The organism is Kitasatospora sp. NPDC015120 (assembly GCF_043080305.1).
GTDB lineage: Bacteria > Actinomycetota > Actinomycetes > Streptomycetales > Streptomycetaceae > Kitasatospora.
In genome coordinates, this window is the sequence record NZ_JBIBVJ010000006.1 from 387,312 (window position 1) to 404,851 (window position 17,540).

At 75.7% G+C, this 17,540-nt stretch carries 18 protein-coding genes; 9 read left to right on the forward strand and 9 right to left on the reverse strand.

Annotation, left to right across the window (positions count from 1 at the left end; genetic code table 11):
- Positions 1-181: 181 nt before the first annotated feature.
- Positions 182-763 carry a uridine kinase gene (locus ACF1AK_RS18125; protein WP_391499782.1) on the reverse strand — a complete coding sequence of 194 codons (582 nt, stop codon included), beginning with the start codon at positions 761-763 and terminating at the stop codon, positions 182-184.
- 407 nt (positions 764-1,170) lie between these two features.
- Between ACF1AK_RS18125 and ACF1AK_RS18130 the strand changes: the two genes are divergently transcribed.
- Positions 1,171-2,343: an acyl-CoA dehydrogenase family protein gene (locus ACF1AK_RS18130; protein ID WP_391499754.1), complete on the forward strand. Its 1,173-nt coding sequence runs from the start codon at positions 1,171-1,173 to the stop codon at positions 2,341-2,343.
- A 158-nt stretch (positions 2,344-2,501) separates the two neighbouring features.
- Here the strand turns inward: ACF1AK_RS18130 and ACF1AK_RS18135 are convergent, their stop codons facing one another.
- Positions 2,502-2,954 (reverse strand): hypothetical protein, encoded by a 453-nt coding sequence (locus ACF1AK_RS18135; RefSeq protein WP_391499755.1) that lies wholly within the window; start codon positions 2,952-2,954, stop codon positions 2,502-2,504.
- A gap of 228 nt (positions 2,955-3,182) precedes the next feature.
- Between ACF1AK_RS18135 and ACF1AK_RS18140 the strand changes: the two genes are divergently transcribed.
- The 4 genes from ACF1AK_RS18140 (at position 3,183) to fxsA (ending at position 7,791) form a co-directional block, all read left to right on the forward strand.
- Positions 3,183-3,623 carry an Lrp/AsnC family transcriptional regulator gene (locus ACF1AK_RS18140; protein ID WP_380283856.1) on the forward strand — a complete coding sequence of 147 codons (441 nt, stop codon included), beginning with the start codon at positions 3,183-3,185 and terminating at the stop codon, positions 3,621-3,623.
- Positions 3,624-3,654: 31 nt separating this feature from the next.
- Complete coding sequence (locus tag ACF1AK_RS18145) at positions 3,655-5,313, forward strand: amidohydrolase (RefSeq protein WP_391499756.1); 1,659 nt, start codon at positions 3,655-3,657, stop codon at positions 5,311-5,313.
- Between the two features lie 179 nt (positions 5,314-5,492).
- The gene (lnt, locus tag ACF1AK_RS18150) at positions 5,493-7,130 is read left to right on the forward strand and encodes an apolipoprotein N-acyltransferase (RefSeq protein ID WP_391499783.1); all 1,638 of its coding nucleotides are present in this window, start codon (positions 5,493-5,495) and stop codon (positions 7,128-7,130) included.
- Positions 7,131-7,209: 79 nt separating this feature from the next.
- Positions 7,210-7,791, forward strand: a complete 582-nt coding sequence (fxsA, locus tag ACF1AK_RS18155; protein WP_391499757.1) for an FxsA family membrane protein — start codon at positions 7,210-7,212, stop codon at positions 7,789-7,791.
- A gap of 249 nt (positions 7,792-8,040) precedes the next feature.
- Here fxsA and ACF1AK_RS18160 read toward each other — a convergent pair whose 3' ends face one another.
- From ACF1AK_RS18160 to ACF1AK_RS18170, 3 genes are all read right to left on the reverse strand, one after another.
- The gene (locus ACF1AK_RS18160; RefSeq protein ID WP_380287286.1) at positions 8,041-8,415 is read right to left on the reverse strand and encodes an RNA polymerase-binding protein RbpA; all 375 of its coding nucleotides are present in this window, start codon (positions 8,413-8,415) and stop codon (positions 8,041-8,043) included.
- Between the two features lie 288 nt (positions 8,416-8,703).
- Entirely contained in the window at positions 8,704-10,377 is a 1,674-nt protein-coding gene (locus ACF1AK_RS18165) for a hypothetical protein (RefSeq protein WP_391499758.1), read from the reverse strand.
- 108 nt (positions 10,378-10,485) lie between these two features.
- Positions 10,486-10,680 (reverse strand): hypothetical protein, encoded by a 195-nt coding sequence (locus tag ACF1AK_RS18170; RefSeq protein WP_391499759.1) that lies wholly within the window; start codon positions 10,678-10,680, stop codon positions 10,486-10,488.
- Positions 10,681-10,929: 249 nt separating this feature from the next.
- On the opposite strand from ACF1AK_RS18170, the gene ACF1AK_RS18175 reads away from it, so the two are divergent.
- From ACF1AK_RS18175 to ACF1AK_RS18185, 3 genes are all read left to right on the forward strand, one after another.
- Entirely contained in the window at positions 10,930-11,325 is a 396-nt protein-coding gene (locus ACF1AK_RS18175; RefSeq protein ID WP_391499760.1) for an ankyrin repeat domain-containing protein, read from the forward strand.
- A 31-nt stretch (positions 11,326-11,356) separates the two neighbouring features.
- Entirely contained in the window at positions 11,357-11,896 is a 540-nt protein-coding gene (locus ACF1AK_RS18180) for a GNAT family N-acetyltransferase (protein ID WP_391499761.1), read from the forward strand.
- Positions 11,897-11,975: 79 nt separating this feature from the next.
- The gene (locus tag ACF1AK_RS18185) at positions 11,976-13,088 is read left to right on the forward strand and encodes a serine hydrolase domain-containing protein (RefSeq protein WP_391499762.1); all 1,113 of its coding nucleotides are present in this window, start codon (positions 11,976-11,978) and stop codon (positions 13,086-13,088) included.
- Between the two features lie 379 nt (positions 13,089-13,467).
- Here ACF1AK_RS18185 and ACF1AK_RS18190 read toward each other — a convergent pair whose 3' ends face one another.
- The 4 genes from ACF1AK_RS18190 to ACF1AK_RS18205 all read right to left on the reverse strand — a co-directional run bounded on the left by ACF1AK_RS18190 (position 13,468) and on the right by ACF1AK_RS18205 (position 16,736).
- Positions 13,468-14,124 carry a vitamin K epoxide reductase family protein gene (locus ACF1AK_RS18190; RefSeq protein WP_391499763.1) on the reverse strand — a complete coding sequence of 219 codons (657 nt, stop codon included), beginning with the start codon at positions 14,122-14,124 and terminating at the stop codon, positions 13,468-13,470.
- Positions 14,125-14,188: 64 nt separating this feature from the next.
- Positions 14,189-15,010: a DsbA family protein gene (locus tag ACF1AK_RS18195; RefSeq protein WP_391499764.1), complete on the reverse strand. Its 822-nt coding sequence runs from the start codon at positions 15,008-15,010 to the stop codon at positions 14,189-14,191.
- A gap of 208 nt (positions 15,011-15,218) precedes the next feature.
- Positions 15,219-15,899 carry a hypothetical protein gene (locus ACF1AK_RS18200; protein WP_391499765.1) on the reverse strand — a complete coding sequence of 227 codons (681 nt, stop codon included), beginning with the start codon at positions 15,897-15,899 and terminating at the stop codon, positions 15,219-15,221.
- Positions 15,900-16,112: 213 nt separating this feature from the next.
- Positions 16,113-16,736, reverse strand: a complete 624-nt coding sequence (locus ACF1AK_RS18205) for a hypothetical protein (protein ID WP_391499766.1) — start codon at positions 16,734-16,736, stop codon at positions 16,113-16,115.
- 66 nt (positions 16,737-16,802) lie between these two features.
- On the opposite strand from ACF1AK_RS18205, the gene ACF1AK_RS18210 reads away from it, so the two are divergent.
- On the forward strand, positions 16,803-17,189 hold the full coding sequence (locus ACF1AK_RS18210; RefSeq protein WP_391499767.1) for a hypothetical protein: 387 nt from the start codon (positions 16,803-16,805) through the stop codon (positions 17,187-17,189).
- Positions 17,190-17,540: the final 351 nt, after the last annotated feature.

A 17,540-nucleotide genomic window follows, 5' to 3' on the forward strand; every position in this document is an offset into this window, starting at 1 on the left:
CGGCGCCGGGCTGATCCGGAAGGGTGCCGCACGATGTCAAAAGCGATCTGGCGGGCGGGCGTTGACGGATGGCCGGATCCGGGGCGCGGTGGTCGGACGATATCCCCGGCTCACGGGGGAACAAGCCGGGGATACCGGGTCCGAGGTTGCGGAATCCAGGAGTCCGGCAACGAGTGAGAACTTATTTCCTGACGATCCCGCAGGTCAAGGTGATTGTTGAAGGTTCACCGACGGTGCTCGGCGCGATCCGCCCGGTCACCCCGTCGACCACCGTGCCGGCGTGCGGACGGCTCGGGTCGGCGGCGAAATGCGCCGATTCGGCGACCGCCCAGCCGGCCCAGAACTCCGCCAGCTCCGGGCCGTCCCGCTGCTCCCCGCGCCGCCGGGCCGCCGCCGCGTCCAGTTCCATCCACACCAGCCGGCTGAGCCACGGCCGCACCGCGCGCCGCCCGGCGCCCACGCCCTCGACCAGGACCACCGGCGCCGACGGCACCTCGGCCGTGCCGGCGAACCGGCGCAGCGTCCAGTCGTACACCCGGTACCGTGCGTCCCGCCCCGCGGCCAGCGGCTCCAGCACCTGCGTGCGCAGCCGGGCGGTCCAGCCGAACGGCTCGGCGTGCGTCGCCAGGTCGTCCAGGTGCACCACCGGGGCGCCGCCCAGCGCGGCCGACAGCCGGCCGGCGAAGGTCGTCTTCCCCGAGCCCGCGTGCCCGTCCACCGCGACCAGCCGCACCGGACCGCAGGACGGTGGCAGCGCCCGCAGCTCGGCGGCGAGCGCGTCGAGAGCGCCGCACGCGTCCGGGGCGCCGCCCGCATCGCGAGCGCCGCAAGCATCGCGAGCACCGCCAGTGCCGGGAGCGCCGGACGCGTCGGGAGCGCCGCGCTCGTCGCGTGCGCCGGACCCGGCGACGGCGCGGGGCCCCACTACCGGGGCGGCGGAAGTCTCGGAAGCAGCCACAACGTCAACCCTACGGGGGCCGGTGTGCCGGTACGGACAGTGATCCGGTGCAGGTCGTGACGGCAGCGCCGCGATCGGGCATACTCGCATCGCCGAGCATGTGAACGGCCGTTCACCGTGATCCGGTGCCGGCCGGGCCGAGCTGCCACACCCCGCGCGGGCCCGACCACTCCCCGGGGCCCGGCGCACGACCGAGGAGGCGACCAGCCACCATGACCACCTCCCCCGCGTCCCCCGCGAAGGCCGTCGACCGCCAGCTGCCCAGCGAGGAGGCCCGTGAGCTCCTGGCCCTCACCCGGGACCTCGTCCAGCGCGAGCTGCTGCCGCGCGCCGCGGAGGACGAGGCCGCCGGCCGCTTCCCGCGCGAGGTCTTCCGCACGCTCGGCGAGGCCGGGCTGCTCTCGCTCCCCTACGAGGAGCGCCACGGCGGCGGCGACCAGCCCTACGAGGTCTACCTCCAGGTCCTGGAGGAGCTGGCGTCCGGCTGGCTGGCCATCGGCCTCGGCGTCAGCGTGCACACCCTCTCCTGCCACGCGCTCGCCACCTTCGGCACCGACGAGCAGCGCGACCGTTGGCTGCCCGGCATGCTCTCCGGCGCGCAGCTCGGCGCCTACTGCCTCTCCGAGCCGCAGTCCGGCTCCGACGCCGCCGCCCTGCGCACCCGCGCCCACCTGGACGGCGAGGACTACGTGGTCAACGGCACCAAGGCGTGGATCACCCACGGCGGCCGGGCCGACTTCTACAGCGCCCTGGTGCGCACCGGCGAGGAGGGCTCGCGCGGCATCAGCTGCCTGCTGGTCCCCGGCGACCAGGAAGGCCTCTCGGCCGCCCCGCCGGAGCAGAAGATGGGCATGAAGTCCTCGCCGACCGCCCAGCTGCACTTCGACGGCGTCAGGGTCCCGCGCGAGCGGCTGATCGGCACCGAGGGCCAGGGCTTCCAGATCGCGCTCGGCGCGCTGGACTCCGGCCGGCTCGGCATCGCCGCCTGCGCGATCGGCGTCGCCCGGGCCGCGCTCGACCTCGCCGTCGAGTACGCCGGCACCCGCCGGCAGTTCGGCCGGCCGATCGCCGACTTCCAGGGCCTGTCCTTCATGCTCGCCGACATGGCCACCCAGATCGAGGCCGGCCGCGCGCTCTACCTGGCCGCCGCCCGCCGCCGCGACGCCGGCCTGGCGTTCTCCAAGGAGGCGGCGATGGCCAAGCTGTTCTGCACCGACGCCGCGATGCGGGTGACCACCGACGCCGTCCAGGTGCTCGGCGGCTACGGCTACACCCAGGACTTCCCGGCCGAGCGCTTCATGCGCGAGGCCAAGGTGCTGCAGATCGTCGAGGGCACCAACCAGATCCAGCGCCTGGTGATCGGCCGCCACCTCACGAAGTCCTGACCCTCGGCCGGCCGCCCCCGCCCGGCCCCGCCGCGGGGCAGCCGGCGAACGGCCTCCGGGCGCCGCTCCAGGGTGCGGAGCGACGCCCGGAGGCCGTTGTCGTCGGACTGCGTCGAACCGATCGTCGAACCGTCAGAGGCCGCGCGGCGTGCGGGGGTTCAGCGCCGCGAGAACCGGCCCCGCTGCTCGGGGATGGCCGGTGCGGGCACCGAGCGGACCGGGCGGTGGACCAGCGCGTGCGAGAACGGCTGGGTGCGCCAGTCGTGCTCGCCCGGCAGCGCCGGGAGCACGTCCAGCGCGGCGGACCCGGCGTCCTCGGCGCTCTCCACCTCGGCCAGGTCGTCCGTCGGCGTGCCCGAACCGGGGCAGAGCGCGGGCGAGAAGGGGTGCCAGGGCCGCGGCAGGACGGCATGCTGCGGCAGCCGCTCCTCGTCGCCCACCAGGGCGATCGGGCGCCGGCACGAAGGGCAGTGCACCCGGACGATCTCCCAGGTGTCCGCCTCGCCCGGATCCACCCCCGGCAGGGTCTCGTCGGGGACCGCGAGGTCCTCGCGGTCGGTCGTATCGTGGGCGTCGTCCGCGCCCCTCGGGCGCTGGTCGGTAACGCGCATGGTGATCCCCCTCGGATCGGGCCCGGCGTGGTCGCCCGGGGCCACAACCAGCACTTCCCGCCGAAACGGACTCATAACCCTGCGGTTCGGCGCACTGTGATGCACCGGGTGTGTCCTTCGCCACATTCGCCCGGCATGTGCCCGCGCGGCACCCCGGGGCGCGCCTGGTGGCAGCGCGCGCCCCCGCGCCGTGATCCACGCGCCCCCGAGGGGGTAGGTTTGCGCCTTGTGGAGGATCTCGACCAACGCATCGTCCGGCTGCTCCTCCAGGACGGCCGGATGAGCTACACGGACCTGGGCAAGGCCACCGGCCTGTCCACCTCGGCGGTGCACCAGCGGGTGCGCCGGCTGGAACAGCGCGGGGTGATCCGCGGCTACACCGCGATCGTCGACCCGGACGCCGTCGACCTGGCGCTCACCGCCTTCATCTCGGTCAAGCCCTTCGACCCCAGCGCCCCGGACGACACGCCCGAGCGGCTGGCCGACCTGCCCGAGATCGAGGCCTGCCACAGCGTCGCCGGCGACGAGAACTACATCCTCAAGGTCCGCGTCGGCGCCCCCGGCGACCTGGAGGACCTGCTGGCCCGCATCCGCAGCGCCGCCGGCGTGTCCACCCGCACCACCGTCGTGCTGTCCACCCCCTACGAGGCACGCCCCCCGAAGCTCTGACCGGCCCGTACGGGGGTGCAGACTAGGCCGCATGACCGAACGCACCAGCCCGCCCTGCCCGCCCCCGGGCAGGAGCGGCCCCCGGACCGTCCTGCTGCGCGGCGGCGCCGTCTACAGCCCCGCCGACCCCTTCGCCACCGCCATGCTCGTCGAGGGCGAGCACGTCGCCTGGGTCGGCAGCGACGGCGCCGCCGAGGCGTACGCGCGGACCGCCGACGAGATCGTCGAGCTGGACGGTGCCCTGGTCACCCCCGCCTTCGTCGACGCCCACGTCCACGCCACCTCCGCCGGGCTCGCGCTGACCGGCCTCGACCTCACCGGCACCCCCTCGCTGGCCGCCGCCCTCGCCGCGCTCACCGCCTTCGTCGCCGCCGCGGAGCAGCCCGGCGGCGTGCTGATCGGCCACGGCTGGGACGAGACCGGCTGGCCGGAGGGCCGCCCGCCGACCCTCGCCGAGCTGGACGCCGCCGCCGGTGGCGCCGCCGTCTACCTCTCCCGCACCGACGTGCACTCCGGCCTCGCGACCAGCGCCCTGCGCGCGCTGACCGACGGTCTCGCCGAGCAGTCCGGCTTCCACCCCGACGGCCCGCTCACCCGCGACGCCCACCACGCCGTGCGGCTGACCGCGCTCGCCCGCCTCACCCCCGCCCAGCGGCGCGCCGCCCAGCACGCCGCCCTGGCGCGCGCCGCCGAACTCGGCATCGGCGCGGTGCACGAGTGCGCCGGCCCCGGGATCTCCTCCGAGGAGGACTTCACCGCCCTGCTGGAGCTGGCCGCCGAGGGCACGGGCCCCGAGGTGTTCGGCTACTGGGGCGAGCTGAGCGAGCGCGGCGGCGTCGAGACCGCCCGCCGGCTCGGCGCCGTCGGCGCCGGCGGCGACCTCTTCGTGGACGGCGCGCTCGGCTCGCACACCGCCTGCCTGCGCCACGACTACAGCGACGCCCCGCACACCGGCGCCGCCTACCTGACCGCCGCGCAGGTCGCCGACCACGTCGCCGCCTGCACCGAGGCCGGGCTCCAGGCCGGGTTCCACGCCATCGGCGACGCCGCGGTCGCCGCCGTCGTCGAGGGCGTACGGGCCGCCGGCGACCGGGTCGGCGCCGGGCGGGTCCGGGCGCTGCGCCACCGGGTCGAGCACGCCGAGGCGCTGGACGACGAGACCGTCGCCGCCTTCGCCGAACTGGGCCTGACCGCCTCCGTGCAGCCCGCCTTCGACGCCGCCTGGGGCGGCCCGGACGGCATGTACGTCCAGCGCCTGGGCGCCGAGCGGGCCGCCGCGCTCAACCCGTTCGCCGCGCTGCTGCGCTCCGGCGTCCCGCTGGCCTTCGGCTCGGACGCCCCGGTCACCCCGCTCGACCCCTGGGGCACCGTGCGCGCCGCCGCCTTCCACCGCACCCCCGCGCACCGGATCTCGGTGCGGGCCGCGTTCACCGCCCACACCCGCGGCGGCTGGCGCGCGATCGGCCGGGACCAGGACGGCGTGCTCGTGCCCGGCGCGGTCGCCAGCTTCGCGGTCTGGGCCGCCGGCGACCTGGTCGTCCAGGCCCCGGACGACCGGGTGGCCGGCTGGTCGACCGACCCGCGCTCCGGCACCCCGGGCCTGCCCGACCTCACCCCCGGCGAGCCGCTGCCGGTCTGCCTGCGCACCGTGGTCCGCGGCCGCACCGTCCACCTGGCGGCCGCCGGGTAACGCGTGGCGGTACGGCGGGGGGCGGCCGGTGACGCGACCGGCCGCCCCCCGCTCCGCACCGGTACGGCCCTCAGCTCACGGCCGGGTGACGTTCCGGGGTACCTTCTTCGGACAGCGTCCGAACAGCCGTCCCCGTTCCCCCGCGGGGCGGCGGCGAGAGAGATGGTGCGACGGTGGCCATGCCCGTCACCCAGGAGCGGTCCGGGACCGCGCCCGAGTCCCCCGACGAGGCACCAGGCCCGGGCCGAAGCGCCCGCGCCCTCGCCAGGATCCGGGCCGGCCTTCCCCGCACGGGCCTGGCCGCACTGGCCGGACTGCTGCTCGCGCTGGCCTTCCCGCCCTTCGACCTGTGGCCGCTCTCGGTCCTCGGCGTCGCCGCGCTCTCCCTGCTCACCCGGGGCCGCACGGCCCGGCAGGCCGCCTGGACCGGCTTCGCCTTCGGCCTGCCCTTCTTCCTGATGCTGCTCAGCTGGCTGCGGGTGGTCGGCTGGGACGCCACCATCGGTCTGTCGGTCGTCGAGGCGCTGTTCCTGGCCGCCCTCGGCTCCGGCCTCGCCGTGACCTCCCGGCTGCCCGCCTGGCCGCTGTGGGGGGCCTGCCTGTGGATCACCCAGGAGTGGGCCCGTGACCGGCTGCCGCTCGGCGGCTTCCCCTGGGGCCGGCTGGCGTTCGCCAACACCGCCACCCCGTACACCCCGCTGGCCGCGCTCGGCGGCGCCCCGCTGGTGACCTTCGCCGTCGCCCTCTCCGGCACCCTGCTGGCCCTGGCCGCCCTGCGGATGACCGCCCGCGGCACCGCGCGCCGACCGGTGCAGGCCGCGGGCGCCGGGCTCGGCGCCGTCGCCGCGCTGCTCGCCGGCTACCTGGTGCCGGTGCCCACCGACCCCGCCGACACCGTCAAGGTCGCCGTCATCCAGGGCAACGTGCCCAACCCCGGCATGGACTTCCTCGGCCGCCCGATGATGGTGCTCAACAACCACGCCGCCGCCACCGAGAAGCTCGCCGAGGACATCAGGGCCGGCCGGACCGAGAAGCCGGACATCGTGATCTGGCCGGAGAACTCCTCCGACCTCGACCCGTTCAGCGACCCGCTGGCCTACGCCCGGATCGACGAGGCGGTGCGGGCGATCGGCGTGCCCACCCTGGTCGGCACCCTGGTCGACGGACCCGACGAGCAGCACGTGCAGAACGAGGGCATCGTCTGGGACCCGAAGACCGGCCCCGGCGCCTCCTACACCAAGCAGCACCCGGTGCCGTTCGGCGAGTACGTGCCCTTCCGCGACCAGCTGTCCAAGGTCGTCACCCGGCTCCAGCGGGTCGCCCGGGACTTCTACCCCGGCGACCACAACGGCGTCATGCAGCTCGGCCCGGCCCGGATCGGCGACGTCATCTGCTTCGAGGTCGCCTACGACGAGATCGTCCGCGACACCGTCGACCAGGGCGCCCGGGTCCTCGTCGTGCAGACCAACAACGCCACCTACGCCAAGACCGGCCAGCCGGAGCAGCAGCTCGCGATGAGCCGGCTGCGCGCCGTCGAGCACGGCCGAGCGGTGCTGATCGCGGCAACCAGCGGCATCAGCGCGGTGATCGCCCCGGACGGCAGCGTCGTCCAGCGCACCGAGGAGCTGACCGCCGCCGAGCTGTCCGCGACCGTCCCGCTGCGCGACGGCACCACCGTCGCCGACCGGGTCGGCGCCGCCCCCGAGTGGACCCTCGCCGTGGCCGGCCTGCTCGCCTGCGCCGGCGGCGTCCTGCTCGCCCGCCGCCGCCGCGCCGCCGCGGCCGGCACCCCCGGTGGAACACCGGCCGCCGGCTGATCGTTGGAGCAGGTGGTGCCGTAGCCGGCCCGGACCTCCCGTGCGGCGCGCAGAGCACCGCTTGGAGTGGATTCGTACCGTGACCCAGCAAGCTACCCCCGCCCGTCCGGCGCCGCGCTCGAAGCTGCGGCGGGTGCTGCCGCTGCTGCTGACCGCCTGGCTGGTGCTGGAGATCTGGCTGCTGGTCCAGGTCGGCTCGTGGCTGGGCGGCCTGACCGTGGTGCTGCTGCTGATCGCCGGAGCGGTGATCGGCGGTTCGCTGATCAAGCGGGCCGGCGCGCGGGCGCTGTCGGCCGCCATCGAGCAGACCCGTGACCCGAAGTCGAAGCAGCCGCAGACCGGCACCAGCCTGACCGTGCTGGCCGGGCTGCTGCTGATCCTGCCGGGGTTCCTCTCGGACGTCCTGGCGCTGACCCTGCTGTTCCCGCCGACCCGCGCGCTGTGGCGGGCGGGCGGGCGCCGGGTGGCCGACAAGGCGCTGCGCTCCACGGCGGGCGTCGGGGCCGATCCGTTCGCGGACGCGATGCGGCTGCAGGAGCAGCTGCGCATCCACCGCCCCGACGGCAAGGTGATCCAGGGCGAGGTGGTCGAGCCGGGCAGCGGCCCGGGGGCCGGGCCGCAGGGGCCGGACACCACCTACCGGCCGCCGATCAACGGCTGACCGTCCGACCGACCGTCCGACCGTCCGACCGTCCGCCCGGCGGACCGGATCTGCCCGGAGGTGCCGGGGCGGGCCCCGGGAGGTGCCCGGATGTCCCGCGCATCCGGGCAGATCCGTTGCCGGGGACGTCCCGCGGACTCGCCGCGGACTCGCCGCGGACGCGGCGCCCGGAGGGTCCGGGCAACGCGAAAGGGACCCTGGTGGCCAGGGTCCCTTTTCGCGTGCTCCCGCCCGTCGGCGGGAGCGGGGTCAGGCGCTCTTGCGGGTGTCCCGCGGGTGCACCGCGAGGTTCATCCCACCGGAGCGGAGCACGGCCAGCCGCTCGGCCAGCACCTCCTCCAGCTCCTCGCGCGTCCGGCGCTCCATCAGCATGTCCCAATGGGTGCGCGTCGGCTTCACCTTCTTCTCCTCCGGCTCGTCGCCGTCGAGAAGGGCTGCCTCCTGGCCGCAGAAACGGCATTCCCACACCGCGGGAATCTCCGCCTCGACCGAGAAGGGAACCTCGAATCGGTGTCCGTTCTGACATGCGTACTCGACGGTCTGGCGGGGAGCCAGATCGATACCACGGTCGGTCTCGTAGCTAGTGGCCCCGAGTCGCGTGCCGCGGAGAGCTCGCTCGCTCATGAATCGTGCCTCCCGGGCTTATGGCCCACAGGACTAGTGGTCGCTGTTCTTCGTCGTTCGGTCAACGCTCGGCTTCCGACGAAGATTCCCGTCCCGGGACATGCGTCGTCTGTCGTGCCGCCCCTGTTTGTACCCACCGGCGCCCGATTTGTCACATCTGGCCGGTGATATCACCCCAGGTGTCACCTATTTCACATCTGGCGATCGGCCCGCCGTTCCCGCACGAGCGTACCGGGAGGCGGACCGGCGGCCTGCGCCGCCCCTCCGCCGCGGGGCCGGGCGGACCGGTCAGGCGAGCGGACGGAAGCGTAGCGCGGCCGGGCCCTTGGCGAGGTCCACCCCGGGGAGCGGCTCGGGGTACGGCCCGGCGTACGGCTCGGCATACGGCCCGGGCTGCGGCCCGGCGCCGGGCTCCGCCGGGAGCGGCGCCACCGCCCGCCCGGGTGCGGCCGGCGCGGCCGGTGCGGGCGCCTCGGTGCGGGTGTCGCGGTGCGGCAGCAGCGCGATCACGGCGTCCCGCAGTGCGGCCGGCGCCTCCTCGTCCAGCGGGTCGACGGTGGCCGGCACCTGGAGCCGGACCGGGGTGCCGGTGCCGATCCGGGCGTAGCCGCGCCCGGCGGGGGCCTGGGCGGCGGGCACGATGTCCAGCGGAACGCCGAGTGCCGCGTGGCCCTCCTCGGGGCCGGCCGGACCGAGCACCACCCGGGCCCGGGCGGTGGCCCGCACGCTCGGGGAGATCCGGTCCCGGGCCTCGATGTCGTCGGCGACCACCACGGTGACCCGGGCCGCCCGGCCGTGCCGCAGCGGCAGTTCCAGCAGGTCCTGGGGGTCGGGGCGGCCCTCGGCGTGGGCCAGCTCGCTCAGCTCGGTGGGGTGGTCGAGCAGCACCCACAGCGGCCGGGTGACGTCCGGCGGCGGGGCGGTGCCGGCGTGCCGGGCGGCGTTGAGCACGGTAAGCCGGCGTCCGGTCTCCTCGGCGACCCACTGCAGGGCGGCCAGCGCGCCGTGCAGGCTGGTCTCCACGGTGTGCACGCCGGGCCGGTTGACCAGGCAGGCATGCTCGCCGGTCCCGGCTCCGTCGATCACCACCAGGTCGGCGAACGGCAGGGCCTGCAGCGCCACCGAGCGCACCAGGCTGGAGGTGCCGTAGCCGCTGACGCCGAGCGCCAGCAGGTGCGGCTCGGCCGAGCGCGGTCCGGTGCGCCAGACCACCGGCGGCTGCTGGGCGAGCGCCCCGCCCTGGTGCACCGGGATGGTCCGCGCGCTGCCGTCCTCGTCGGTGAAGCCGAGCACGATCTCGCCCGGGGCCGCCACGAACCGCTGGGCGACGATGTCCGCGGGCAGCGGCGCCAGCGCGGCGATCCGCAGCGTGTTGGACTCCTCGTCCCAGTCGAAGCGGTACTCCCTGGCCCGCCCGGCCTTGCCCTGGACGACCTGCTCGATCCGGGCCCGGGCGCCGGGCTCGGTGTCGGTGAAGTACGCGGGGTAGGCGATCTCCAGCCGGGCGAGCCGGCCCTCGGCGTCGAACTCCCAGCCGGAGAAGACGTCCCGGTAGCTGCCCTCGTAGTGGTAGAGCGGGCTGAACCCCTCGGGCCCGGCCAGGTACGGGGTGAGCGCGGCGTACAGCGCGGTGAGCTTGACGTCCGCGAGGTCCGGCTCGGGCGCGGCGGGCGCGGCCTTGGGTCCGCGGCCCGCCCAGGCGGCGCTGGCCATCAGCGCGATCAGCGCGAACAGCAGGCCGTGCGGCAGCAGGTAGATCCCGGCCAGCATCGCGGCGGTCAGGAAGAGCGTCGGCCCGCGCCGGTCCTTCGGGGTGGCCTGCCAGCGGTCCTTGGCCCAGGCGGCGTGGTGGCGCAGCCCGCGGCCGATGACGGTGAGCGGCGCGAACATGTCGGAGGCGTGGTCGCCGGCCGTGCGGACGAGGTCGCGGCCCTTGGTGAGGTGGTGGCGGCTGAGTGGCATTCCTGGCTCCCCGGGCGAGTGGGACGGTCGGTGGGAGGGGCGTGCGGCAACGGCCGGGCCCGGGGCGGTGGGATCCGCGCCCGGGCCGGTGCGGGGGCCTGAGCCCCGTCAGAACCTGATGCCGCCGAGGAGGCTGGCGAGGCTGGCGCCGCCCGCGGTGATGCTCGGCGCGATCGAGGAGCCGGCGACGTAGAAGCCGAAGAGGGCGCAGACGAGGGCGTGGGAGACCTTGAGTCCGTCCCTGCGGAAGAAGAGGAAGGCGATGGTGCCGAACAGGACGATGCCGGAAATCGAGAGGATCACGATCTGCTCCTCGGGGAGGGTGCGGGGACAGTGCCACGGAAAGTGCCACAATCGTGACAAAAGGTAATAGATGATGGAACGGGGCAAATGGGTGGTTTCCGGGAGTTGCCGCTCCAGGCCGGAAAGTTCGCCCGAACGGTCGCGCGGCCCCCGCAGCCGCGCGCCGTGCGCTACCGTGCGTCCGGCGCGACCACCGACAACGCCGGACGGGCCCCGCGCGGGCGTCGTCCCCCGGAGAAAGGCCGAGACATGACCGACACCCCCGACGCCGACGTGATCGCCCTGGCCGGCAAGCTCTTCGACGCCGCCCGGGCCGGCGACACCGAGACCCTCGCCGCGTACGTCGACTCCGGCGCCCCCGCCGACCTCACCAACGACCGGGGCGACACCCTGCTGATGCTCGCCGCCTACCACGGGCACGCCGCCACCGTCGGCGCGCTGCTGGAGCGCGGCGCCGACCCGAACCGGGCCAACGACCGGGGCCAGACCCCGCTGGCCGGCGCCGTCTTCAAGGGCGCCGACGACGTCCTCGACGCGCTGCTCGCCGGCGGCGCCGACCCGTCCGCCGGCACCCCGTCCGCCGTCGACACCGCCCGGATGTTCGGGAAGGACGCGCTGGTCGCCCGCTTCGAGGGCCGGTCCTAGGAGCGCCGGGGCCGGGCCGTAGGCTTGCGCCATGAGCACCACCACCGGCGGACCCTTCGTGCGCGACACCAAGGGCGGCAGCATCGAGATCCGGATCACCGGCTTCGGCCACCCCGACGCCCAGCTCCTCACGGCCGAGGTGCAGCAGGAGTACGTGCGCCGCTACGGCGAGGCCGATCTCACCGAGCTGCACCCCGAGCACTTCGAGGCGCCGGCCGGGCTCTTCCTGGTCGCCTACCTGGACGGCGAGCCGGTCGCCTGCGGCGGCTGGCGGGCCAAGGAGGCCGCGCCGTTCGGCATCCGCGCCACCGACGCCGAACTGAAGCGGATGTTCGTCCGGCCCCGGGCCCGCGGCCGCGGGCTGGCCCGGGTGGTGCTGCGCCGGCTGGAGCGGACCGCCGCCGAGGCCGGGCGCACCCGGTTCATCCTGGAGACCGGCACCGAGCAGCCCGAGGCCGTCGCCCTGTACGCCTCCGAGGGCTACGAGCCGATAGAGAAGTTCGGCCTCTACCGCGAGTCGGAGCAGAGCATCTGCCTCGGCAAGGAGTTCGGCGGCGCGTCCGGCGTCTGACCGGGGCCGGCGCCGGGTAGCCTCCCGACGGGTCCGACGGGCCCGTTCGGGAGGGACCGCGGGACGGGGGGCACAGCGGATGACCGGATCGGTGGCGGCTGCCCCGCTCGCCGAACTCGCGGCGCCCGGCGGGCCGTTGGAACGGCTGGTGAGCACCGGGCTGCGCGCCGCCGGGACCGGTGGGGTCTGGTCGGCGGGTGACGCGGGCGGCGTCCGGGGGCGCGGCCACGCCGGTGTGCTCGGCCGGGGGCCCCACGGCACGCGGCCGATGGACCACGACACGGTGTTCGATCTGGCCAGTCTCACCAAGATCGTCGCGCTCTGGCCGTGCGCCGGAGCCCTCCGGCAGGCCGGGCGGCTGCCGCTCGACCGGCCCCTCGGCGCCTACTGGCCGCCGGCCGCGGGCCGGCCCGTCGGTGCGGTGACGGCCCGTCAACTGCTCACCCACACGGCCGGGCTGCCGCTGCGCACCCGGTTCGCCGAGCGGTACGGCACCGACCCGGCCGCGATCCGGGCCGGGGTGCTCGCCGCCCCGCTGCACCGGCCGCCCGGCGGCGCCGTCGAGTACACCGACCGGGCCGCGGTGCTGCTCGGTCACCTGGTGGAGTCCCTGGCGGGCGCGCCGCTCGACGAACTCGCCGCCCGGCAGGTCTGGCGGCCGCTCGGCATGGCCGACACCCGCTACGGGCCGCTCGGCCCGGAGCTCGCCGGCCGCACCGCCCCCACCGAGTACGAGCGGACCGCCGGCAGGGTGCTGTGCGGCGTTGTGCACGACCCCTCGGCGCGGCTGCTCGGGGGCGTCTCCGGCAACGCCGGCGCCTTCTCCACCGCCCGTGACCTGGAGCGCTTCCTCGCCGCGGTGCTCGCCGGGGGTGACGGGGGCGCCGGGGGCGAAGGGGATGACGCGGCCGCCGCGTCCGCGCTGCCGTGGGCCGGGTCGTGGATCACCGAGTCGCTGCGGGTGCAGACCGGCGGACTGGCACCCGCCCGGGGCCTGTCCTGGCTCTGCGCCGCCGGCACCGACCCGGCCGAGGGAACCTTCGTCCACTACGGCTTCACCGGGACCGCGCTCTGGGTCTCCCGCCGCCGCGGCCGCTGGGCGCTGCTGCTCACCAACAAGGTCCACTACGACCGGGACTTCCGGCGGCTCACCGAGCTGCGCAACGCCTTCCGCCGGGCGGTCTTCGGGTAGGGCCGCCGCGCCCGGCGCCGACGGGATTCCGGCAGCCATCCATCCGGACCACGGTTCCCGCCCCTGACGGGCGCGCGGGCGAGCGGCGTCCTGATCTCCGGTGTGCGACTGCCGTCACCGATCTGTCCGGCACCCCTGGGGGCCGGAGGGAGGGCCGGAAGGCTCCCGGATTCCTGGGGGCGAATCCGATCCGGCTGTCGGGGGGGTGCCGCCCCCGGCCGGACCCCGGTGGCCGCGGTGGCGGCCGGCCGGGGCCGATGGGGGCGCGTCGTCTCCAGCAGGGGGAGGAGGCCTGCGCCCGATGCTTCGCGAACACGTCGGGTCCGGGGCGGGAACCGGTCGCGTACGGCGCCGCGGACACCCGGCGGGTGGCGGGGCGTCAGATCAGCGTGGACCAGTACGACCAGAACCGGTTGAGGATCAGCAGCGCGATCACCGCCGCCCACAGCACCGGCAGCGCCCAGTGGTAGCGCGCCGCCTCCCGGACCACCGGCCGCAGCCGGGGACCGACCGGGATCACCCCGGAGCACAGGTTGTGCAGCGTCGTGTACCAGAACAGCGGCACCACCGTCGCCCAGACCACCATGCAGTACGGGCAGAGCGCGCCGATGTCGTACAGCGCCTGGTCGATCAGCCAGTGGACGAACCCCACCCCGAACAGCGTGCCCGCCTGCAGGCCGAGCCAGAACCACCGGCGGTACGCGGCCCCCGCCAGCAGCCCCGCACCGACCGCCGCCAGCGCGCCGAACGCGGCCAGCCCCAGCAGCGGGTTGGGGAAGCCGAACACCTCGGCCTGGTCGGTGCGCATCACCGAACCGCAGCTGATCACCGGGTTGAGGTTGCAGCTCGGGATGTAGGAGGGGTCCTCCAGGATGCGGAGCTTGTCGAAGGTCAGCACCGCGGAGGCGGCCAGGCCGATCAGGGCGGCGATCAGGACGAACAGCGAGAACGCACGGCCCGCGCCGATCGGCGCCGGTGCGGGTGCGGGGGCGGGGACGCGGGAGGAGGAGCCGGGCAGAGCGGTCGATGCGGTCATGGCAGAGCACTCCGTGGGTGAGGAAGGGGCCGGCCCGGCCGGGAATCGGCCGGGCCGGTGGTGCTCACTGCAAGCCCGCGGCCTGCTTCACCTGGGCGGTGAACTGCTCCGGCGTCACCGGGCGGTTGCCGCTGAACAGCGTCAGCGGCTTGCCGTCCACCTTCACCGTCGGGGTCCCCGTCACCCCGCTGTCGTTGAACGCGTCCGCGACCTTCTTCGCCCACGGCGCGTACGTCCGCTCGTTGACCGCCTTGACGAACGCGTCCGTCTTCAGGCCCGGCACCTTGTCGGCCAGCTCCAGCAGGTGGTTGACGTCGCCGAAGGCGTCCTCGCGCTCGTCCGGCTGGTTGGCGTACAGCACGTCGTGGTACGCCTTGAACTTGTCCAGGCCCTCGTTCACCGCGGCGCCGATCGCGGCCAGCGCGGTGCGCGAGCCCTTCCCGGTCAGGTTCTTGTCCAGGAACGCCGCCAGGTGGTACTCGACCTTGACGGTGCCCTCGTCCGCCAGCTTCCTGACGGTCTCGCCGTTGGAGGCCTCGAAGGTCTTGCAGACCGGGCAGCGGAAGTCCTCGAACACCTGGAGGGTGTGCGCGGCGTCCGGCTTGCCGTAGGTGATCACGGTGCCGTCCGCACCGGAGGTGTTCGCCGGGACGACCAGCTGCGTCGGCTCGGCCGCCGCGGCCGAGGACTTGTCGTCGCCGGCCGCGCTGATGGCCAGGGCGGTGCCGCCGACCAGGGCGAGCGCGACGGCGGCCGAGACCGCGACGACGATCCGCTGACGGCGCTTGGCGGCCAGCTTCTCCTGGCGCTGCGCCTCCTGGATGCGCTCACGGGCGCTGATCTTCTGGGCCTGCTTGCGGGAGGGCTTCTGGTTGGGGTGAGCCATGCTCGGTCAACTCCGTGATGGGGGGCGCGCCGCGGGGCGCGCGGGGGTGTCCCGCTCCGGCGCGCGGCACGGCGTGCTCGGCACGGGGTGCTCGGCACGGTGCGCGTCGGCCGGAGAGGGGACGGGGCGAGGGGTCGGAGTCGTGCGCCGCCCGCCACGGGGCCTTCGCAGGACCGTCCTTCGTCGAGGAGCGGCCTTCGGGGGCTCGTCAGCAGGCAGGCGCGAGCAGCGGCGGGCCGCGGCGCGGTGCCGGGCTCAGCACCACGTCCTCGCGGCGCGGGCGGCGGCGGTCCGAGACCGGCAGCGGCACCCGCAGCACCGGCCGGGCCGGCGCCGGGACCAGCAGCAGGACCAGCGCCCGCAGCGGCGCCGCGACGGCCTGGCGCAGCGCGCGCAGCGCCCGCCCGAGGCCCGACAGGGCGGCGTCGCCGAGTCGCAGCCAGGCGGCCGCGGCGAGCGCGATCACCAGGTGGACCAGCAGGAGCAGCACCTGGGTGGCGGCGGGCGCCAGCCGGCCGGAGTGGCCCAACTGGCCGTAGAACAGCGACGATCCGTCCACCGAGCCGCCGCCGCAGACCAGCAGGTTCATGCCGCGGGCCGGGAGGTCGCCGCCGAGCATCGGGCCACAGGTGGTCTGGCCCAGGTTGAAGGTCGTGTTGAGCAGCAGCTCGACCGGGACCATCACGGCCGCGATCTGCGGCAGCCGCCGCTCCCCGCCGGCCAGTGCGGCCGAGACCAGGAAGACCACCGCGGCGGCCAGGGCCACCAGGGTGAGCGGCAGCGGACGGCCGGTGATGAGGACCTGGCCCAGCGCGGACAGCGGCACGGCGAGCGCGGTGAACACCGCGGCCCGCAAGGCCCTCGTCGCGTGGGTGGAGGTCGTCGTCACGTTCGGGAGTATGTCACGGGCCTTACGCCGGGCACGAGGGCGCGTCCCCGGTTGCGGCCGGATCCGGGCACTGGTTGTCCCGCATCGGCCGTTCGTTCGGAGGGCGGGGGCGGGGAGTTCACCGGAGCGATGGGTTTGACGGGGTGCGGGGCCGGTGAGGGGCCGTCAGGCGCTGACGGGGGCGGTCGGACGGTCCGACAATCGGGCGATGGACTACGCCCCCGGCCCGGTGCCGTGGCCGGTGCCCTGGCCGGTGCCGTGGCCGTGGCACTGCCCGTCGCCGTCGGCCTCGCCGTCCGTGCCGTCGCCGGCCGCTTCTCCGAGCCCGTCCCCGGCGGCCACGCCGACCCCTACGCCGACCCCCACGTTGACCGCTACGCCGACCGCCGCCACGCCGACCGTCCCGGCGGTGTCGTCACCGACCGTCGATCCGGTCCCGTCGGTGGCGGCGGCCTCCCCGACTGCCTCCGAGGCCGCCCCGCCGGCTGCCTCACCGGTGGCCCCGCCGGTGGCCTCACCGGTGGCCTCGCCGGTGGCCTCACCGATGGCCTCGCCGGTGGCCTCACCGATGGCCTCGCCGCACGTGGCGAAGCCGGCCCCGCCCCGGGCGCCGATCACCGTGCAGGCGGTGCCGCCGGTCCGGCCTCCCGCCCGGTCGCCCGCGGCGAATGCCTCGCCGACCTGGACGGAGCAGCCCCCGTCGCCGGCCCTGCCCCCGCCGGCCGCCCCCGGTCCGGCGGCCACCGTCGCCGTCGTCGCGGCCGCGCCCCCGCCGGCCGCCGAGGCGCCCCCGGCCGGGCTCGACCCGACCACCTGGACGGCCGTGCTCGTCCTCACCGTCCTGGTCCCCGCCGCCCTCGCGGCCGCCCTCGGCCACCACCACGCGACCTCCCGGAGCCGCCGATGAACCCCGCCCCCCTGCTGAGCGCCGCCGCGTGCGTCGCCTTCGCCGTCGGCTCCCTCGCGGTGGCCCACCGCGTGCGCCCCGCCGTCCCCGAGGGCGAGCCCCCGCCCGAGCCCCACCCGGTGCTCTCCAGCATCGGCTCCGGCCTGCTGTCCGGCTTCATCCTGCTCACCGGTTTCCTGGTCGCCACCGGCTGGGCCGCCCGCACCACCGGCACCCTCCCGCCCCGGGGCCTCTACCTCGCCGACCTCGCCGCCGGCACCGCCGTCCTCCTCTACCCCGCCCTCGCCGGCCTCCCCTTCACCCCCCGCTACACCACCGCCGTGACCTTCTTCGCCGCCCTCGTCGGCTACACCATGTCCCTGGCCGTCCAGCTCCGCCCCTGAGCGGGAGGCCGGGTGGGCCGGTTTCCGGCTGCGGGTGTTCTGCTCGGAGCGGGGGCGGGCGGCGGACATGCGCCGTGGGTTCGGTGCGGGTGCGGGCGGGGTGGCGTGGGAGGTCGGTGGGGCCGACTTTCCACGCCGGGTGGTGCGGTCGGTTGTGGGGCCGGTCGGTTCTTGCCGCCGCCTGGGGTGCGGCGGTTCTGCGGTGGGGGTGAGGTGGCAGGGGAGTGGGTAGTCGGGTGGGCCGGCTTCCTGCTGGGGGTGTTCTGCTCGGAGCCGGGGTGGGCGGCGGACATGCGCCGTGGGTTCGGTGCGGGTGCGGGCGGGGTGGCGTGGGAGGTCGGTGGGGCCGAC

What these genes read in the sequence shown, in the direction of transcription:
- ACF1AK_RS18210 (WP_391499767.1), top strand. Translation starts at nt 16,803, where the DNA reads ATGAACCCCGCCCCCCTGCTGAGCGCCGCCGCGTGCGTCGCCTTCGCC.
- ACF1AK_RS18185 (WP_391499762.1), top strand. Translation starts at nt 11,976, where the DNA reads ATGACCGGATCGGTGGCGGCTGCCCCGCTCGCCGAACTCGCGGCGCCC.
- ACF1AK_RS18180 (WP_391499761.1), top strand. Translation starts at nt 11,357, where the DNA reads ATGAGCACCACCACCGGCGGACCCTTCGTGCGCGACACCAAGGGCGGC.
- ACF1AK_RS18175 (WP_391499760.1), top strand. Translation starts at nt 10,930, where the DNA reads ATGACCGACACCCCCGACGCCGACGTGATCGCCCTGGCCGGCAAGCTC.
- ACF1AK_RS18145 (WP_391499756.1), top strand. Translation starts at nt 3,655, where the DNA reads ATGACCGAACGCACCAGCCCGCCCTGCCCGCCCCCGGGCAGGAGCGGC.
- ACF1AK_RS18195 (WP_391499764.1), bottom strand. Translation starts at nt 15,010, where the DNA reads ATGGCTCACCCCAACCAGAAGCCCTCCCGCAAGCAGGCCCAGAAGATC.
- ACF1AK_RS18165 (WP_391499758.1), bottom strand. Translation starts at nt 10,377, where the DNA reads ATGCCACTCAGCCGCCACCACCTCACCAAGGGCCGCGACCTCGTCCGC.
- lnt (WP_391499783.1), top strand. Translation starts at nt 5,493, where the DNA reads ATGCCCGTCACCCAGGAGCGGTCCGGGACCGCGCCCGAGTCCCCCGAC.
- ACF1AK_RS18190 (WP_391499763.1), bottom strand. Translation starts at nt 14,124, where the DNA reads ATGACCGCATCGACCGCTCTGCCCGGCTCCTCCTCCCGCGTCCCCGCC.
- ACF1AK_RS18130 (WP_391499754.1), top strand. Translation starts at nt 1,171, where the DNA reads ATGACCACCTCCCCCGCGTCCCCCGCGAAGGCCGTCGACCGCCAGCTG.
- ACF1AK_RS18135 (WP_391499755.1), bottom strand. Translation starts at nt 2,954, where the DNA reads ATGCGCGTTACCGACCAGCGCCCGAGGGGCGCGGACGACGCCCACGAT.
- ACF1AK_RS18160 (WP_380287286.1), bottom strand. Translation starts at nt 8,415, where the DNA reads ATGAGCGAGCGAGCTCTCCGCGGCACGCGACTCGGGGCCACTAGCTAC.